Consider the following 16,605-nt stretch of genomic DNA (forward strand, 5'->3'; position numbering starts at 1 on the left):
TCTATTTTTTAGTATCAGCAATGCTAACTTTCCTGCCTTTGGATTGTTTAAATCTTAATACTCTAAATCGTATATTTGATTGTTTATGAAATTTAAAATTACTTCAGCATATAAGCCAACCGGCGACCAGCCTAGCGCCATAAAACAATTGGTTGACGGTGTAAATGCAAATGAAAACTATCAAACTTTGCTTGGTGTTACGGGCTCCGGTAAAACTTTTACCGTTGCAAATGTGATTGAGCAAACGCAAAAGCCTACATTAATTTTAAGTCATAACAAAACCTTAGCGGCACAGCTTTATGGGGAGTTTAAAAATTTTTTTCCAGAAAACTCGGTAAACTACTTCGTTTCATATTACGATTATTACCAGCCAGAGGCTTTTATCGCATCCAGCAATACTTACATAGAAAAGGATTTAAGTATTAACGAAGAAATTGAAAAATTAAGACTGCGGACAACCTCATCGTTAATGAGTGGTCGCCGTGATATTATTGTGGTTTCTTCTATTTCATGCATTTATGGTATGGGAAACCCGGAAGATTTTTCGCGAATGGTTTTTCGTTTTGGTGTAGGTTTAAGAATTTCGAGAAATGCATTTTTACATAGTTTGGTAGAGATTTTATATGCCAGAACAACTACCGAATTTAAACGCGGAACTTTTAGGGTAAAAGGAGATACTGTTGATATTTATCCGGCTTACCTTGACCACGCTTACCGTGTTTCTTTTTTTGGTGATGATATTGAAGAACTTTCTGCTATTGATCCGGTTTCGGGTAAAACAATCGAGAAGTTGGAAGATATGGCGATTTATCCCGCAAATCTTTTTGTTACGCCGAAAGATAAGTTTAATCAATCTATCTGGGGCATTCAGGAAGAACTTGAGATTCGAAAAAATCAATTAATAGGCGATAAACATTTATTAGAAGCAAAGCGATTAGAAGAGCGTACTAACTTCGATATCGAAATGATGAAAGAATTAGGTTATTGTTCGGGGATTGAAAACTACTCAAGGTTTTTTGATGGTCGTTCGCCCGGTATGCGTCCGTTCTGCTTGCTAGATTATTTCCCTGAGGACTATTTAATGGTGATTGATGAAAGTCATGTTACTGTGCCTCAAATTAGGGCAATGTATGGCGGCGACCGCTCACGTAAATTATCATTGGTTGAATATGGTTTCCGTTTACCTGCGGCTTTAGATAACAGACCTTTGAATTTTACAGAGTTTGAAGCGCTTGCACCTCAAACAATTTATGTTAGCGCAACCCCGGCCGAATATGAATTGCAAAAATCGGAAGGTGTAGTTGTAGAGCAAGTTATTCGCCCGACTGGTTTACTTGATCCGGTTATTGAAATTAGGCCGGCTATTAATCAGGTTGATGACTTGCTTGATGAAATTGATTTAACAATTAAGCAAGGCGGCAGAATTTTAGTTACCACATTAACTAAAAGGATGGCCGAAGAGCTAACCAAATATTTGGATAGGTTAAATATTAAAACGAGATACATACATTCTGAAATTAAAACACTTGAGCGTGTTGAAATATTAAGAGGTTTACGTTTAGGAGAATTTGATGTTTTAGTCGGGATTAACTTATTGAGGGAAGGTTTAGATTTGCCTGAGGTAACGTTAGTTGCAATTTTAGATGCTGATAAAGAAGGTTTCTTACGTTCTGAAAAATCTCTGATTCAAACTATTGGAAGAGCGGCTAGGAATGATAAAGGTAGAGTAATTATGTATGCCGATGGCATTACAGAAAGTATGGAGAAAACAATTTCTGAAACCAATCGACGCCGTGATATACAAATTGCTTATAATTTAGAACACGGCATTACGCCACTAACTGTAGGTAAATCTCGTGAAGCAATTTTAGAACAGACTTCAGTTTTAGATTTCTCTCAAAAAGCAAGCGATAATAAAGCGAGAGCTTATATCGAAAATGCAGAAATCAGCATTGCTGCAGATCCGATTGTGCAATACATGGGCAAGGCTGAATTACAGAAAGCCATTGATAATACGAGAAAAGACATGCAGAAGGCAGCTAAAGAAATGGACTTTTTACAAGCAGCGAAACTGCGTGATGAAATGTTTGCATTAGAAAAAATGTTCAACGAGAAATTCGGTAAATAGTATGGATGGACAAAACAGAAAAGATATATATCCTGGATTGGAAGTTGGGATAATTTTGAAGAAAGACCAGCGAAATGGAAATGTTACTTATGGTGTGGTTAAAGATTTATTAACCTCTTCAGCATTTCATTCCAGAGGGATAAAGGTAAGGCTGGATGATGGTCAGGTGGGTAGAGTTTGCGAAATTGTTGAAGATTAAGAATTGTAATGAAAATGCAATTAATCTTTAAAAAAGTAACAAATTATTTAACACTACGTCTATATTTGTATAATAGTTAAATCAGAATGGGATTAGTAAAATTCATTTTTATAACAATATTAGTGCTTTGGATTATCCGAATGTTAATTCGTTTAATATTACCAATGTTGTTTAATAATATGGCTAGTAAAATGCAGCAGCAAGCTACCGGCCAACAATATCAACAACCGAAAAAGAAACCAGAAGGTTCAATTTCAATTGATTACATGCCGCCAAAGCCAGATCAAAATAAAACCGATAAACTCGGAGATTTTGTAGATTACGAAGAAGTTAAATAAGAAAAGTCCTGATGAGAATCAGGACTTTTTATTTGTAAAGCTTTTTTCAAATAATGAAGAAATAATGCAAATTCGATTATTGATCAGCTTTTCTATTTGAAAACTTTTAAAATTGAACTCCAAAACCAACTTTCTTCAGCTTTTAGCATGGTCTCAATGGTTTTATCTGCATTATTTGCCAATTTATTTATATCTGTAACTGATTTTTTAAATGTAGCATATTCAGGATCTTTTTCATCTCCAGTAACAGACGAAAGTTCAGACAATACTTTTAAAACAGGTTCCAACTCGCGTTTTTTACGTTCTTTGGCAACTTGCCTTGAAATGTTCCAAACATCTTTATCGGCAAAAAAGTATTCTTTACGTTCACCTGCTTTATGTTGTTTTTCTACAAGCCCCCAACCAATTAAATCGCGTAGCGTCATGTTAGCATTGCCTCTGGAGATGCTTAACGTTTTCATTATTTCTTCGGTGGTTAATGCATTTGGTGAGATTAGAAGTAGGGCGTGAACTTGCGCCATTGTACGATTTATGCCCCATTCAGAACCTAACTTCCCCCAAGCCTCAATAAACTTTAATTTTCCTGCTGCTAAATCCATACTCAAATTTAATTAAAATTATTAAACTTTCGAAAATTATTGAAAATATGTTTCTATGTGTTTGCAAAGTTTAAACTTCGATTTTTGTATAAATCAATAACTATTCCAATTGATGAAATTATTAATTATCAGTACAGTTAATTTATTCCTTTAATATACGGTTCAAATTTTTATTTTTGACGTTCGTTTAAACTTAAACAAACCTTAATGAATAACTGGTTTAAAAACAATGGCACACACTTAGCCATTATTGCAATTTTTGTAGTCATTTGTTTTGCTTATTTCAGTCCTGTTTTACAGGGGAAAGCTCCAATGCAAGGCGATGTTTTGCAAGCTAAGGCTATGCAAAAAGAAATTATGGATGTTAAAGAACAAACTGGTAAAGGCCCGTTATGGACCAATCAGATGTTTGGAGGGATGCCGGCTTATCAAATCTGGGTTCAATATCCATTAAATATTACAACTTACGGTATAGATGTTATTAAAGGAGTTTTCCCTGATCCGGTAGGAACTGTCTTGCTTTATCTTTTAGGCGCATACTTATTGTTTTGTGTATTAAAAGTTAATCCTTGGCTGGCTGCGGCAGGTGCGGTAGCTTTTGCATTTACATCTTATAACTTCATTATAATTGCAGCAGGGCACAGTAATAAGGCACTGGCAATTGGTTTTTTTGCACCAATTCTAGCCTCAATTATTTTAATTCTTAGAGGAAGGTATTTGCTTGGTGGGAGTTTACTGGCGTTGTTTATGGCGTTGGAAATTCGATCTAACCATATTCAAATGACTTATTATTTGTTCATTGCATTGTTTATTTTAGGATGCATTGAGCTTTATCACGCTGTAAAGGCAAAGCAATTACAAGCATTCGGTAAAACCTTGGCTTATATTTTTGGAGGTGTTTTTCTTGCAATTTTAGTTAATGCCGGAACTTTATGGACAACCTACGAATATGGAAAAGAAACCATTCGTGGTAAATCTAACTTAACAATTGATAAAGCTGAACCGGCAACTGGTTTAGATAAAGCTTACGCTTATCAATGGAGCCAGGGTGTAGGCGAAAGTTTCACCTTTTTAGTGCCTAACTTATACGGTGGCGCAAGTGGCGGACAACTTGACCCTAAGGGAGAATTTGTTAAGATTCTGCAAGATGGAACAGTTGCAAATGTACTTGGTCCACTTTACGGTGAAAATACCGGACAAGCAATTAACGCGATTGCACAAAATGCAGGTTCGCAATATTGGGGCGATAAGCCAGGCACATCTGGGCCATATTACTTCGGCTCTATTATTTGCTTCCTTTTTGTTTTTGGATTATTTATTGTAAAACACCGATGGAAATGGTGGATTTTAGGTACTAGTATTTTACTACTGTTGCTTTCTTTCGGTTCTAATTTTCCTTTGGTATCTGATATCTTCTTCAATTATTTGCCTGGATATAACAAGTTCAGAGCCGTTGAATCTATTTTAGCAGTTGTTGGCTTATTAGTGCCATTATTGGCTGTGTTGGCAATAAAAGAAGCACAGGATGGTATTTATGATCAGAGATATCTGGTTAAGAGATTAACCTGGTCTGCAGCAATAACCGGAGGTTTTGCATTGTTAATTGTACTAATGCCAACTGTGTTTTTCAGTTTCAGAGGAGCTAATCAAGTAGAAATTACAACATGGCTTAACCAAATTACTCAAAATAATGCTACACTAACCGCTAGAATTACTGATGCAATTGTAGCAGATAGAGTTTCTTTAGCAAGAGCAGATGCATTGCGTACACTTTTATTTATTGCGATTGGTTTTGGTTTAATATGGGCGTTAATAACCAAAAAACTAAATATGCAAGTTGCTTTTGGTTTATTGGCATTAGCAATACTTATCGATTTATGGCAAGTAGATAGAAGATATTTGAGCAATCAAAACTTTGTAAATAAATCTGAATTAACTGACCACTATAAAGCCAGAGATGTAGATAATTTCATTTCTGCTGATAAAGATCCAAACTTCAGGGTTTTTGATTTGACGTTAGGTGATCCATTTAAAAGTGCTGAAACATCATTCTTTCATAAAACAGTTGGTGGTTTCCATTCAGCAAGATTAAAGCGTTTTCAGGAATTGGTAGATCATCAATTAACAAAAAGCATTAATCAGGATGTTTTAGATATGTTGAACACGAGATACATCATCACTCAAGATCAGCAAAATGGTTCTTACAAAATGCAACGTAACCAAACAGCTTGCGGTAATGCATGGTTTGTACAGAGTGTTCAGTACGTTAAAAATTCTGATGAGGAAATGAAAGCCATCAACAGCTTCGATGCTAAAAAAGAAGCAATTGTTGATGAAAGCTATAAAAACCTGTTAAACAGTAAGATTTTAGGAACAGGGCAGGAAGGTTTTATCAAACTAACCACTTATACGCCAGATCATCTTACGTATGAATACTCAACCTCGAAAGATGTGGTTGCTGTTTTCTCAGAAATTTATTATAACAAAGGTTGGAAAATGTATATCGACGGTGTTGAGAAGCCATATTTCAGAGCTGATTATGTACTTCGTGCAGCACAATTAGAAGCTGGAAATCATAAGCTAGAGTTTATTTTTCATCCAACATCATATTATGTTGGCGAAAACATTTCACTAGCAGGCTCAATTTTATTGGTGCTAGGTTTAGGCTTCGGTTTTTACTCAGAGAATAAGAAGAAAGCGAAAGCTTAATATTTACTACAGTCGTTAGGCTTTAGTTAAAAAATTTATAGAGGCTATATTATAAATCAATTATCCTCTTGATATTGTCACGTTGAGCTTGTCGAAACGCCTTTTAGGCAAATTAACAAGTCCTTCGACAAGCTCAGGATGACATTTCGAATTTATGATATAGCCTTTTTTTTAATGCTTTATAATTTTAACAAATTTTAATAAATGTGTAACAAGATTTAACAATCGCGTAACATTTGTTTGATAGACAGCGTCTTATCTTTGTTTGCAAATCAGATATTATGCTAGAATTATTTTTTGCGATATGCCTGCTAATTATTGTTATCTATTTTTTTAGTCCTTTTGAGGTAAAGCTCGATGAGGAAGACGAGTGGTAACATCCTTTCTAAAAACTTAAACTGCTTAAATAAAGCGGTAATAAAATTCCTCCCCCAAAAATTTCTTGTTTATGGATAAAAGAAATGTAGATATCGTTGTGATATCGGATGTGCATCTTGGTACATATGGATGCCATGCAAAAGAACTTTTAAAATATCTTAAAAGCATTAAACCAAAAAAGTTAATTCTTAATGGAGATATTATCGATATCTGGCAATTTAGTAAAAGCTATTGGCCAGAATCGCACATGAAAGTTATTCGTAAACTTATGAAGTTCGTTTCTGAAGGGGTTGAGGTTCATTACTTAACCGGAAACCACGATGAAATGCTACGTAAGTTTGACGGAATGGAAATGGGAAGCTTTCACTTGAGCAATAAACTGGTTATGGAGTTGGATGGTAAAAAAGCATGGTTTTTTCATGGCGATGTTTTCGATGTAACCATGCAGCACTCTAAATGGCTAGCAAAAATGGGCGCTATTGGCTACGATACGCTGATTTTAATCAACAGTTTTGTAAACTGGTTTCTAAATATTTTGGGGAGAGAAAAGATGAGTTTCTCGAAGAAAATAAAAGCTAAATTTAAAGATGCGGTTAAATTTATAAACAGTTTTGAACAGGTTGCAGCAGAACTGGCCATCGAAAAAGGCTACAATTACGTCGTTTGCGGACACATACATCAACCAGAAAAAAGAGAGATTTTAGGTGAAAATGGTGCTGTTACTTATTTGAATAGTGGCGATTGGGTAGAAAGTTTAACAGCATTAGAATATAAAGATAAAGCTTGGGAGATATTTAAGTACGACCATAAAGATTTTATTAAGGATGAAACAGATGAGGGAATCTTATCTGATGCGGAAGATTTGAAAAGTAAATTGGATATTAATTTACTGTTGAAAAATATAAAGTATGAAATTGCCTGATAATTTTTGATATTCGGGCATTCAAATGAAAATACTTTACGCAATTCAAGGCACAGGAAATGGCCACATTAGCCGGGCAAGGGAAATTATTCCACTGTTACAAAAATACGGTGAATTGGATATTTTGGTTAGCGGAACGCAGGCTGATGTTAAATTAAGTCAACCGGTAAAATACCAGCTACACGGTTTTAGCTTTATTTTTGGTAAAAAAGGTGGTGTAGATCATTTTAAAACCTGGCTTAGCATGAATCTTTTCCGTTTTAGAAAAGACATGAAGCAGTTGCCGCTAAAAGACTATAATTTAATTGTGAACGACTTTGAGCCAGTTAGCGCATGGGCGTGTAAACTGCAAGGAATTGAATGCGTTTCATTAAGTCACCAGGCTGCGTTTAAGTCAAAGAAAGTACCAAGACCAAGAACGATAGACTGGGGAAAAGTTATACTTAGCCACTATGCGCCAACAAAATATCATATCGGTTTTCATTTTGATAGATACGATAGTTTTATTTACACACCAGTAATTCGTTCAGAAATAAGGCAATTGGAGCCAACAAACCTTGGACATTATACGGTTTACCTTCCCGCTATTGATGATAAACGATTGGTTAAATTGTTAAGCCAAATCCCTTCTGTAAAATGGCAGGTATTTTCTAAACACAATAAAGAGGCTTATCAATTTGAAAATGTTTCTGTTGAGCCGGTTAACAACCAAAACTTTAATAAAAGTTTGGCCAGTTGCGAAGGACTTTTTACCGGCGGCGGTTTCGAAGGCCCATCAGAAGCACTGTATTTGGGTAAAAAATTATTGGTTGCACCAATGCGATTTCAGTTTGAGCAACAGTGTAATGCTTATGCGTTAAAAGAATTTGGCTTGCCTGTTATTTGGGGAAGTACTAAAAACTGGCTCCCGATAATTAAAAACTGGGTAGAAAACCCTCAGAAGCATCAGTTTAATTTTCCAGATGAAACGGCAAAAATAATTGATGACATGGTAAAAAGGTATGCAAGAGTTTAGCAATCCTTCTTTCTTCGCTCCTTAATCCTTCATCCTTGATCCTTACTCTTTACTCCTTACTCTTTCATCTTTGCGCTTTTTATCTTTACTTTGCCCTTCTCTACAAAAGGCATGATTAATCAGTTTAGAAAATTAAACCCAGTTAACCTCATATTACTGCTCGCATATACTTTTTTTATGCGAATAGTTCTTTTTTATGAAGTGCCTGATAAAATTAATTTTGATTTTCTGGAACCCTTCGCTCGCCTGTTGATAGATTACGACCCAACAAACATGTTTTCACCTACAGCGAATATTTTTTTCGCTGCGGCTCTTGTATTCACGCAGGCATTAATATTTAACCGGGTAATCAACACTCACAATTTGTTGCTTAAGCCTAGCTTTTTACCAGCATTAATGTACATAACAGGCGCAAGCTTGTTTCTGCCGTTTATGGTTTTAACTCCGGCTTTGATTTGTAATTTTCTGGTAATTTGGATAATAGATAAATTCCTGAAGCTAAATAAAAGCAATAATTCAGTAACTGCAGTTTTCGATATCGGTATGATAATCGGTTTAGGAACATTGATTTATTTCCCTTTTATATCAATGCTGCTCATGATTTTTCTTTCGTTATTGCTTTTTAGAGCATTTAATTGGCGTGATTGGATTGCAGGTTTAGTGGGGTTTCTGACAATTTTTTTCTTCCTGGCAGTTTTTTATTATTGGAAAGATAATATTAGTTCATTTTATCAAATCTGGAAACCTTTAGCTAATAAGTTCCCTGCTGTTTTTAAAATTAATTATAACGATTATCTGGTGTTAATTCCGGTAATGGTAATTATCGTTTTAGCTTCTCTGCAACTTCGAGAAAACTTTTTCAGGAGCTTTATAAGTACTCGTAAAGGATTTCAGATGTTGTTTTTTATGTTTTTGATAGCTGGAGCAAGTTTTTACTTAAAGCCCGATTTTAGAGTTTCACATTTTCTGCTTTGCGTTCCGCCTGGTGCAGTGCTTTTGGCTTATTATTTCAGCAACGCTAAAAAAAGATGGTTTTACGAAACATTGTTTCTGCTATTTGTACTTTCCGTACAGTACTTTCTTTTTGTTTAACCTTTTTTAACAAAATGATACCTCGAAACTTGTTAAAGATTAATAGCTTTGTGGCTGATTGAAGAGTTTTGAGCTTTTCTATATTAGTTTTTTAATATTGAAAATTGATTCCTTTAAAGGTAAATGCACAATTTAAGTATCGATATTGGCAATACTTCTACAAAGATTGCCGTTTTCTCTGGCAAGGAGATTATTCATTATCAGAGATTTGATGTGCTAAAAACAGATGATTTATTGCAAATAATCAATCAGTTTAATATCCAAAAATCGATAATTAGTACCGTTGATGAAGATATTATCCAACTGGAAGAATTTTTAAGTAATAAAACTCAATACATCCGTTTTTCAGCTATGTTGAGTAATGGAGTGCAGAATAAATACAAAACACCTGAAACCTTGGGCTTAGATAGATGGGCAGCTGTTTTAGGTGCAAAGGGAATTTTTGGAATACAGGCTTGCCTGGTAATTGATGCCGGAACATGCATCACTTACGATTTACTTAATAAAAACCTCGAATATTTTGGGGGAAGTATCAGTCCGGGAATTAATATGAGGTTTAAAGCTGTTCACCATTTTACCGGACGCTTACCTTTGGTAAGTTGGAACAATAAAGAATCAATTCCGGCAGGAACGGATACGCAAACTGCTATAAAAAATGGCATTTTGCAGGGAATAATAAATGAAATTGAAGGATTTATTTCCTTAAATAAGATACAAGAAAGTGCCTTAAAGGTAATTATAACAGGGGGTGATGCTGATTTTTTGGTTAACCAATTACAAAACAGCATCTTTGCGCCTCTAATAATTAAAGATTCCTATTTGGTATTAAAAGGATTAAATGAAGCTATTGCAGATTAAAATGTACAAAAGAATAAATTATATTGCAGCCATACTCGTTTTAGTTTGTGGTTTAGGTGTTCAGGCACAGGTTACCACATCATCGCCCTATTCAAGATACGGATTTGGAAATTACAAAGGTTCATTGTTACCCCAGCTTCGTGCTATGGGAGGAATTTCAACTGCTGTAAATAAGGTTAATGGTTTCAATTACATCAATATGCAAAACCCTGCGTCATATTCAGGCGTAACCTTAACTACAATCGATATCGGCATGAGTGCCGGATTAAATAATCTTTCTAGAAATAATCTAAGCGAAACCAGCTTCAATTCTACATTTAGTCATATTGCATTCGCAGTTCCGGTAAGCAGACGCTCAGCAATTAGTTTTGGAGTAATGCCTTATACAGATTTAGGTTACAGTTACAAGAACACGGTTAAAGTTGATACAATGAGCGTAGATCAGCTTTATGAAGGTGAAGGTGGTTTATCAAAAGCGTACTTTGGTTACGGTTATCGTTTTGGCGATCACTTAAGCATTGGTGGTAACGTAGAATATATTTTCGGTAATCTAATTTCTACCAGAGCAACTGAATATGCTGAAGTTGGTGCTTTAAACTCTAAGCTGCAAAATAAAAACAGTGTTGGCGGGTTAAATTATTCTTATGGTATCCAATATAATTTCAATATTGCCCCTAAAACGCTCGTTACTTTAGGTTATTCTGGAAGCAGCTCTGGTAAAGTTAATTCTAGCCAGTCTTATTTTGCTACAATTTATCAGAGAGATCAGAATGGAAACGAAAATACTGCGCTTGATACATTAAACTCTGTAGTTAGTGCTAAATCAAACTTAAAGTTGCCGGTGTCTCATAACTTTGGTATTGCCATTCAGCAAACAGATAAATGGTTAATCGGTGCAGATTTTAGAATGAATAAGTGGGCCAACGTAACGTTGAATAATGTTAACCAAGGTTTACAAGATAGCTATGGCGCTTCATTGGGTGGACAATTTACACCGGATATCACTTCATACAACAACTATTTTAAACGTATCGATTACCGTTTAGGTGTTAATTACGATAAAACTTATATCAAAATTGGCAACCAGGATATAAAACAGATTGGTGCTTCATTAGGTTTTGGATTCCCATTGGCATCTGCTAATGTAGGTTCAACTTTCTACAAAATTAACTTCACAACAGAGGTTGGTCAGCGTGGAACGATGACAAATAATCTTGTTAGAGAGCGTTTTATTAACTTCCATTTAGGCTTTACACTAAACGATACCTGGTTCCGTAAGTATAGAGTAGATTAATGAACAGCAAAGCATTTTTATATGGTTTGATGCTTGTGTTACCATTGTTGTTGGTTTCTTGTGGAGATGATGACCTTAAAAAAGCAAATGCTGTTAAAAATCAAAAGCTAATTCTTAATCGCGATAGAACTTTAGGTGTAGAAATCATATATAGTGATTCGGCAAGGGTAAAAGCAAAAGGTAATGCTCCGATAATGGATAAAGTTACCCCTTCAACGGGTGGCGAATATCAGGAGATGATTAAAGGCGTTAAGATAGATTTTTTTAACGCTCAAACCGGAGAAATTGACGGTACCTTGATTAGCGATTACGCCATTCGTCGTTCTCAGGAACAAAAAACCATTTTCAGAAAAAATGTTATCGTTAAGAATATTAAAGGCGATACCTTTTCTTCTGAAGAGCTAATTTGGGATGAAGCGAAGAAAATATTCTATTCAAAGCAAAAGGTAACCGTTAAAACAATCGATGGTAATATTTTAGATGGTGTAGATTTTGAAGCTCCACAAGACTTTAGCACCTACACATTTAATTCTGCAACCGGGCAGGCGGTTATGAAAGATGCAATTGCGCCTTAAACAGCCTTTTTTGAGGTTCTTATTTGCTTAAAAATTAAACACTTGATAAATAAAATTTAGTGTTTTCTTTTTTGAGGCAAATTTGTATCTTGCGCCCTCTTAAAAAAAACTAAATAATTTAAAGTACAATATGGGATTAATGACATTTTTGCGTAACCGTGCCGGATACATTCTTGTATTCATGATTGGTTTTGCAATTGTTGCATTTTTAGTAGGTGATGCAATTAACGTGGGTAAGCCTTTTTGGGCAGCCAACCAAAAAACTGTTGGTTCGGTTGACGGGAAAGACATCAGTATTGATGAATTCGGTCCAAAAGTAGAGCAGAGTGTAAATCAGTTTAAACAACAATATGGTGGCGGTTCAAATGCTCAAATGCAATCAATGGCTGTTGACCAGGTTTGGAATGCAGAATTAGCGAGCGTATTATTAACAAAAGAATACGATCGTTTGGGTTTAACTGTATCTGAAGACGAGTTGCTTGATTTATTGGTTGGTCAAAATCCAAGCCCTTTAATCAAACAATATTTTACTAATCCTCAAACTGGGCAATTAGATAGAATGTCTTTAAACAGCTTTTTAAAATCTAAAGAGCCACAAGCACAAAGCCAATCTCTTTTATTGCAAACTGAAATCAAAAACCAGGCTTTACAACAAAAGTATTCAAACTTAGTTCGTAATTCGGTTTATGTTACATCTTTAGAGGCAACAGATGAGTATACTAATCGCAATAAACTGGCTAACTTTAAATACGTAAGCCTTGATTATGCTTCTATTCCAGATGCTTCTGTAAAATTAACTGACGCAGATTATTCAGAATATTACGATGCCAATAAAGCTCGTTTCAATAATGCTCAAGAGTTGCGTTCTTTTGATTACGTTACTTTTAGCATTAAACCTACAAAAGCAGATTCTGCTGCTGTAAAAGCACAGATTGATAAAATCGCTGCTGATTTTAGAACAGCTAAAAACGATTCACTTTACGCAGCGATTAATTCTGACGTTAAAGTTCCGTTTACTTATTTAACTAAAGGCAAATTAGACCCGGCTGTAGATTCGGCTGTATTCTCTTTACCTGCCGGAAGTTATTACGGACCAGCATTATCAGGTAATTCTTACAAAGTGATTAAAGTTGTTGCAACTCGTTTCTCTCCAGATTCAGTTAAAGCAAGTCATATTTTAATCGACCCGGCTAAAGTTGGAGGTGAAGATAAAGCGGTTAAACTTGCAGATTCATTAAAAAGTTTAATTGCTGGTGGCAAGAGTATGTCTGACTTAGCAAAAATCTACAGTGTAGATGGTTCTAAAGATAAAGGTGGCGATTTAGGTACATTTGCTCGTGGCACAATGGTTCCTGAATTTGAAAATGCAGCTTTTGATGGTAGCACAGGCGATTTAAAAGTAGTTAAATCTCAGTTTGGTGTTCACTTAATCAAAATCGAAAAACAAATCGGTTCTTCTAAAGTTGCAAAATTAGCTTATGTAGAGAAATCATTAGCAGCTAGTAGCAAAACTCAAGCTGCAGCTTATAAAGCGGCTAGTAACTTCTTAGCTAATGTAAAAGGTAATGATTTCGCAAAACTCGCAGAAAAGGATAAATTGAAAATTGCTGTAGCTGATAGAATTACTGCTACTCAAGGTTTCGCACCAGGCTTAGATAATCCTCGTAAATTAATTCAGGATGCTTATGCCGCAGATAAAGGTGATGTATTACCAGAAATCTACACCATGGGCGATGCTTATGTTGTAGCTCGTTTAACTGATGTAAAACCTAAAGGTGTTTTATCTTTAGATGCAGTTAAAAAAGAAATTCAGCCAATGGTATTAAGTGCTGCAAAAGGAAAATTACTTGCGGCTAAACTTGAAGGCGCAGGAAAAGGCAACTTAGAGCAAATTGCATCAAAAGTTGGTCGTACAGTGCTTCCAATTCAAAATATTGTTTTCGCTAACCCAATTATTCCTGGTGTATCTCAAGAGAATAAATTAGTAGGTTCGGTATTCGGTTCTCAACCGGGTAAAGTTTCTGCTCCTGTTAAAGGTGAGCGTGGTGTTTATGTATTTACTGTTGATGGATTTACAAATCCAGCTCCAATAGCAAATATGTTCAAACAAAAAGAAAGTATGTTAATGACTATCGGTCAGCGTTCTTTAGGTTCAGCTTTCCAGGCATTGCAAGATAATGCGAAGATAAAAGACAATCGCGTGAAATTCTATTAATAAGAAATTCCGTAAATTTGAACCGTTCTGATGTTGAGTCAGAACGGTTTTTTTATTTGTAAGCCATGGAAATTCAAGAGAACATCATAAATAAGGTTGCCAATAGCGGTTTAATTACTTTAAACCTGGAAGATTATCATCATCCGGGAGAAAGAATTGTATATGATATCAAAGAAAATCTTTTTCATGGGTTGATGCTGAGAGAGAAAGACTTCAGAGAGTTTATCAAAACGCATGATTGGTCTCAATATCAGGATAAGAACATCTCGGTTATCTGTTCTACAGATGCTATTGTTCCAACCTGGGCATATATGCTTTTGGCTAACAAGTTAAAGCCGTATGCAAACGAAGTAGTTTTTGGTAGTTTAGAAACACTTGACGCAATATTGTTTTCAAAAGCCATTGCCAAAATTAATCCAGAAAACTTTGCTAACGAACGTGTTGTGGTAAAGGGCTGTGGTGATATAGATATTCCTGTTTCAGCATACGTGGAGATAACCAATCTACTTACTCCGGTGGTTAAAAGCATTATGTTTGGCGAGCCTTGTTCCACCGTTCCGGTTTACAAGCGTAAGGATTAATTTATGCTCTTTTCATTTATTGTGATAACCTTTACTAGTTGCTAAATCTTGTAAATTAAATTTTTGGATTGTTTTTTGCATATCTTGTAAGATAGCTGTAAATAACACGTTATGATGCAGTAAAAACACAAACAAAACACACAACAAATGAATAGGTTATTAATTTTAATATTTACATTTTCGATATTCTATGCGAATGCGCAAGAACTTCCCTTAAAAAAGGAGCCGGTTTTTCAGGAAGGAGAAGTGCTGAGTTACAAACTTCGATATGGATTTATTACGGCGGCAGAGGCAACCATTAAAGTTCAGAATTCTGATTTAAAGTTTGATAATAAGCCAACGTATAAATTAACCGTAGATGCTCAAACGTCAGGAACATTTGATGTATTTTATAAAATCAGGGATCACTACGATTCTTACATTGATAAAACTGAACTCACGCCTTACTTCTATCAGGAAAATATAAGAGAAGCAAGCTATACCAGACAAGATAAAGCACGATTTAATCAGGATGGGAAAAAAGTAGTTTCGAACAGGGGTACTTTTACTACACCAACCACCCAGACTTTTGATTTGGTTTCTGCCTATTATTTTGCCAGAAGTCTGGATATCTCTAAGATAAAAATTGGCGATAAGTTTAAATTAAACTATTTCCTAGGTGATGAAATTTCTGCCTTGGAAGTTGAGTATATAGGAAAAGAAGTGGTTAAAAGTAAACTCGGAAGTATTCGCTGTTTAAAATTTAGCCCATCCATAAAACCTGGGCGTATTTTTAAAAAAGATAGCCGTTTGTATCTTTGGGTTACTGATGATGGAAACCGTGTGCCGGTAAAGGCACAAGTAGAAATTTTGGTAGGCGCAGTTACAATGGAACTGAAATCGGCTGCTGGTTTAAAATATGCTTTAGCAAAAGAATAATAATGATAGAGGTAGAACAAGTGCTGGTGCACGAAGATGTTTTAAAGGAAAACTTTGTTTGCAATTTAAGTAAGTGCAAAGGAATTTGCTGTGTTGAGGGAGATTCAGGTGCACCATTGGATAATGATGAAACAGCGATTTTGGAGGAGATTTATCCTAAGATAAAGCATTTGTTAAACGAAAAAGGCATTAAAGCGATCGAAGAACAAGGTGCGTACGTGGTTGATGAAGACGGCGACTTGACCACACCTTGTGTAGATAAAAATAAGGAATGCGCTTATGTTCTTTTCGAAAATGGTATAACCAAGTGCGCTATAGAAAAAGCATATGAGCAAGGTTTGGTAGACTGGCAAAAACCCATCTCTTGTCATTTGTATCCTATCAGAATTACAAAATACCCAGAGTTTGATGTGCTTAACTATGATAGATGGCACATTTGCCATGATGCCTGTACATTTGGTAGAGAGTTAAAAGTACCTGTTTACAGCTTTTTAAAAGGACCGCTAATCCGTAAATATGGAGAACGTTGGTATAAAGAACTAGAGGAATCTGTAGCTGCAATGTAAAACAAGCTCAAAATTCCTATTTAGTACTATTACAGTACTTTATCCATACTTGATCCCTACTTAAGGTATGCTTCATCTATTAATGAGCAACTAACAAATAGAGGTGAGCTTAAAATTCTTGACCCTCAATTATATAGGTATAATAAAATATGTAGTTGATAAGACATTTCGTTCAAGAAATATGATTTATGTACCATTTCTAAAAGCATAATTAGTTG

Annotated in this window: 15 protein-coding genes; 14 read left to right on the top strand and 1 reads right to left on the bottom strand. The window is 35.2% G+C overall.

The features are described from left to right. Positions 1-85: 85 nt before the first annotated feature. From uvrB to ACO05K_RS18195, 3 genes are all read left to right on the top strand, one after another. Positions 86-2,128 (top strand): excinuclease ABC subunit UvrB, encoded by a 2,043-nt coding sequence (gene uvrB, locus ACO05K_RS18185; RefSeq protein ID WP_421945828.1) that lies wholly within the window; start codon positions 86-88, stop codon positions 2,126-2,128. Between the two features lies 1 nt (position 2,129). Further along, positions 2,130-2,327 (top strand): YwbE family protein, encoded by a 198-nt coding sequence (locus tag ACO05K_RS18190; protein ID WP_421945829.1) that lies wholly within the window; start codon positions 2,130-2,132, stop codon positions 2,325-2,327. A gap of 86 nt (positions 2,328-2,413) precedes the next feature. Further along, on the top strand, positions 2,414-2,665 hold the full coding sequence (locus tag ACO05K_RS18195) for a DUF4834 family protein (protein WP_421945830.1): 252 nt from the start codon (positions 2,414-2,416) through the stop codon (positions 2,663-2,665). A 92-nt stretch (positions 2,666-2,757) separates the two neighbouring features. Here ACO05K_RS18195 and ACO05K_RS18200 read toward each other — a convergent pair whose 3' ends face one another. Then, on the bottom strand, positions 2,758-3,264 hold the full coding sequence (locus ACO05K_RS18200; RefSeq protein ID WP_421945831.1) for a GbsR/MarR family transcriptional regulator: 507 nt from the start codon (positions 3,262-3,264) through the stop codon (positions 2,758-2,760). Positions 3,265-3,471: 207 nt separating this feature from the next. Here ACO05K_RS18200 and ACO05K_RS18205 point away from each other — a divergent pair, with 207 nt between their 5' ends. The 11 genes from ACO05K_RS18205 to ACO05K_RS18255 all read left to right on the top strand — a co-directional run bounded on the left by ACO05K_RS18205 (position 3,472) and on the right by ACO05K_RS18255 (position 16,387). Further along, positions 3,472-5,973 (top strand): YfhO family protein, encoded by a 2,502-nt coding sequence (locus ACO05K_RS18205; protein ID WP_421945832.1) that lies wholly within the window; start codon positions 3,472-3,474, stop codon positions 5,971-5,973. A gap of 448 nt (positions 5,974-6,421) precedes the next feature. Continuing rightward, the gene (locus ACO05K_RS18210) at positions 6,422-7,273 is read left to right on the top strand and encodes a UDP-2,3-diacylglucosamine diphosphatase (protein WP_421945833.1); all 852 of its coding nucleotides are present in this window, start codon (positions 6,422-6,424) and stop codon (positions 7,271-7,273) included. Positions 7,274-7,298: 25 nt separating this feature from the next. Continuing rightward, complete coding sequence (locus ACO05K_RS18215) at positions 7,299-8,288, top strand: glycosyltransferase family protein (RefSeq protein WP_421945834.1); 990 nt, start codon at positions 7,299-7,301, stop codon at positions 8,286-8,288. A gap of 177 nt (positions 8,289-8,465) precedes the next feature. After that, positions 8,466-9,380, top strand: coding sequence for a DUF6427 family protein (locus ACO05K_RS18220; protein ID WP_421945835.1), 915 nt, complete (start codon positions 8,466-8,468; stop codon positions 9,378-9,380). 123 nt (positions 9,381-9,503) lie between these two features. Next, a complete protein-coding gene (locus tag ACO05K_RS18225; RefSeq protein ID WP_421945836.1) occupies positions 9,504-10,238 on the top strand; it encodes a type III pantothenate kinase in 735 nt (244 codons plus the stop codon). Beyond that, positions 10,219-11,532 (top strand): hypothetical protein, encoded by a 1,314-nt coding sequence (locus tag ACO05K_RS18230; RefSeq protein WP_421945837.1) that lies wholly within the window; start codon positions 10,219-10,221, stop codon positions 11,530-11,532. Before ACO05K_RS18225 ends, ACO05K_RS18230 begins: the two co-directional genes overlap by 20 nt. After that, positions 11,532-12,107 carry a hypothetical protein gene (locus ACO05K_RS18235; RefSeq protein ID WP_421945838.1) on the top strand — a complete coding sequence of 192 codons (576 nt, stop codon included), beginning with the start codon at positions 11,532-11,534 and terminating at the stop codon, positions 12,105-12,107. Before ACO05K_RS18230 ends, ACO05K_RS18235 begins: the two co-directional genes overlap by 1 nt. A 130-nt stretch (positions 12,108-12,237) precedes the next feature. Further along, complete coding sequence (locus tag ACO05K_RS18240) at positions 12,238-14,322, top strand: SurA N-terminal domain-containing protein (RefSeq protein ID WP_421945839.1); 2,085 nt, start codon at positions 12,238-12,240, stop codon at positions 14,320-14,322. Between the two features lie 65 nt (positions 14,323-14,387). After that, positions 14,388-14,903 carry a DUF2480 family protein gene (locus ACO05K_RS18245; RefSeq protein WP_421945840.1) on the top strand — a complete coding sequence of 172 codons (516 nt, stop codon included), beginning with the start codon at positions 14,388-14,390 and terminating at the stop codon, positions 14,901-14,903. 147 nt (positions 14,904-15,050) lie between these two features. Next, complete coding sequence (locus ACO05K_RS18250) at positions 15,051-15,821, top strand: DUF3108 domain-containing protein (RefSeq protein ID WP_421945841.1); 771 nt, start codon at positions 15,051-15,053, stop codon at positions 15,819-15,821. A 2-nt stretch (positions 15,822-15,823) separates the two neighbouring features. Next, complete coding sequence (locus ACO05K_RS18255; protein ID WP_421945842.1) at positions 15,824-16,387, top strand: DUF3109 family protein; 564 nt, start codon at positions 15,824-15,826, stop codon at positions 16,385-16,387. The last annotated feature ends 218 nt before the right edge of the window (positions 16,388-16,605 follow it).

Origin of the sequence: Pedobacter sp., assembly GCF_965227205.1 — a bacterium.
Classification (GTDB): Bacteria; Bacteroidota; Bacteroidia; order Sphingobacteriales; family Sphingobacteriaceae; genus Pedobacter.

Bases quoted from the DNA above. Each gene is read 5' to 3' on its own strand.
- ACO05K_RS18210 (WP_421945833.1), top strand. From the start codon at position 6,422: ATGGATAAAAGAAATGTAGATATCGTTGTGATATCGGATGTGCATCTT.
- ACO05K_RS18230 (WP_421945837.1), top strand. From the start codon at position 10,219: ATGAAGCTATTGCAGATTAAAATGTACAAAAGAATAAATTATATTGCA.
- ACO05K_RS18235 (WP_421945838.1), top strand. From the start codon at position 11,532: ATGAACAGCAAAGCATTTTTATATGGTTTGATGCTTGTGTTACCATTG.
- ACO05K_RS18225 (WP_421945836.1), top strand. From the start codon at position 9,504: ATGCACAATTTAAGTATCGATATTGGCAATACTTCTACAAAGATTGCC.
- ACO05K_RS18200 (WP_421945831.1), bottom strand. From the start codon at position 3,264: ATGGATTTAGCAGCAGGAAAATTAAAGTTTATTGAGGCTTGGGGGAAG.
- ACO05K_RS18255 (WP_421945842.1), top strand. From the start codon at position 15,824: ATGATAGAGGTAGAACAAGTGCTGGTGCACGAAGATGTTTTAAAGGAA.
- ACO05K_RS18195 (WP_421945830.1), top strand. From the start codon at position 2,414: ATGGGATTAGTAAAATTCATTTTTATAACAATATTAGTGCTTTGGATT.
- ACO05K_RS18215 (WP_421945834.1), top strand. From the start codon at position 7,299: ATGAAAATACTTTACGCAATTCAAGGCACAGGAAATGGCCACATTAGC.
- ACO05K_RS18250 (WP_421945841.1), top strand. From the start codon at position 15,051: ATGAATAGGTTATTAATTTTAATATTTACATTTTCGATATTCTATGCG.
- ACO05K_RS18240 (WP_421945839.1), top strand. From the start codon at position 12,238: ATGGGATTAATGACATTTTTGCGTAACCGTGCCGGATACATTCTTGTA.
- ACO05K_RS18205 (WP_421945832.1), top strand. From the start codon at position 3,472: ATGAATAACTGGTTTAAAAACAATGGCACACACTTAGCCATTATTGCA.
- ACO05K_RS18245 (WP_421945840.1), top strand. From the start codon at position 14,388: ATGGAAATTCAAGAGAACATCATAAATAAGGTTGCCAATAGCGGTTTA.
- ACO05K_RS18190 (WP_421945829.1), top strand. From the start codon at position 2,130: ATGGATGGACAAAACAGAAAAGATATATATCCTGGATTGGAAGTTGGG.
- uvrB (WP_421945828.1), top strand. From the start codon at position 86: ATGAAATTTAAAATTACTTCAGCATATAAGCCAACCGGCGACCAGCCT.
- ACO05K_RS18220 (WP_421945835.1), top strand. From the start codon at position 8,466: ATGCGAATAGTTCTTTTTTATGAAGTGCCTGATAAAATTAATTTTGAT.